Genomic DNA, 1,112 nt, shown 5'->3' with positions numbered 1-1,112 from the left:
GACAAATGGCTTCTGCACACCTGGTCGCTGGCGGTGGAGTGGCAGTTCTATCTGGTGCTGCCGGTGGCTTTGTGGGGGTTATGGAAGTGGGTGCCGGGTCGCCGCTCGGCTACCTGGGCCTTGGCGGTCAGCTTTATCGTTTCACTGGGATTGTGCGTTGCCGTAACCGCATCGAAACCTTCCACGGCCTTCTTTTTGCTGCCCACTCGGGCTTGGGAGATGCTGGCGGGAGGGTTGGTGTATTTGCTGGCCAGTCCCACGGCACTTACTACACGCCACCGCGTTGCCCTGGAGCTGTGCGGCCTGGGCTTGATCGTGGCTTCCGTGTTGAGTTTTGACGCAGGCTCGGCTTGGCCTGGCTGGCGTGCGCTGCTGCCGGTACTGGGCTCCGCCATGGTTTTGGCGTCGGGCCGTGGCCAATCCCTATGGACCGGCAACACCCTGGCCCAGTGGCTGGGCAGCAGGTCCTATTCGCTGTACCTGTGGCATTGGCCTATCGTCGTCGCCTTGCGTTATGCCGACCTCCAAAGTGCGCACTGGGCCGTGGCAGCAGGGCTGGCGTTGACGGGGATGTTGGGACACTTGTCTTTCCACCTAGTCGAAACGCCCGCACGGCGCTTGTTCAGTCGGCTTTCATTCGGTGTGAGTGTGGGCAGTCTGGCCGGAACAGCCGCCCTATTGGCAATGGGATGCGGGGCGGTAGTACTCAAAAATGGTGTTGCGGGACGCTTTGACCCGACCATTGAGCAGGCCAGCCAGGCCGCGCTGGACCGCAATCTGCGACGTGCCGACTGCCATGCGGGCAAAGGGATGGCCTCGCCCTCATGTCTTTATGGCACTGGCCCGCTCAAGGCCATCGTGCTGGGCGATAGCCATGCGGATGCAGTCATGTCGGCAGTGGCCGCAGCGGTACCGTCTGATGCGCCTGGCTCCGTGATGCAGTGGTCCTACAGTGCATGCCCGATCATTCAGGGCGCACATCGAACCGCAATGGACCCGACCAATGAATGTGCTGGCTTTGTGGACTGGGCCTTGGCGCAGCTGGAAAAAGTGCCCAGTGATGTCCCGGTGGTTGTGGTAAATCGCCACGGCCAATACGCCTTCGGTAAATT

Annotated in this window: 1 protein-coding gene; it reads left to right on the top strand. The window is 61.6% G+C overall.

Annotated features, from left to right (window positions below; translation table 11 throughout):
• Positions 1–1,112 (top strand): acyltransferase family protein (locus AC097L_RS25740; protein WP_479589535.1); only part of this gene is annotated, 1,112 nt, incomplete at both ends.

The organism is Rhodoferax sp. RT5P35, assembly GCF_056521385.1.
The sequence above is the reverse complement of the archived record's forward strand: the minus strand, read 5'-3'. Positions and strand labels throughout refer to the sequence as shown.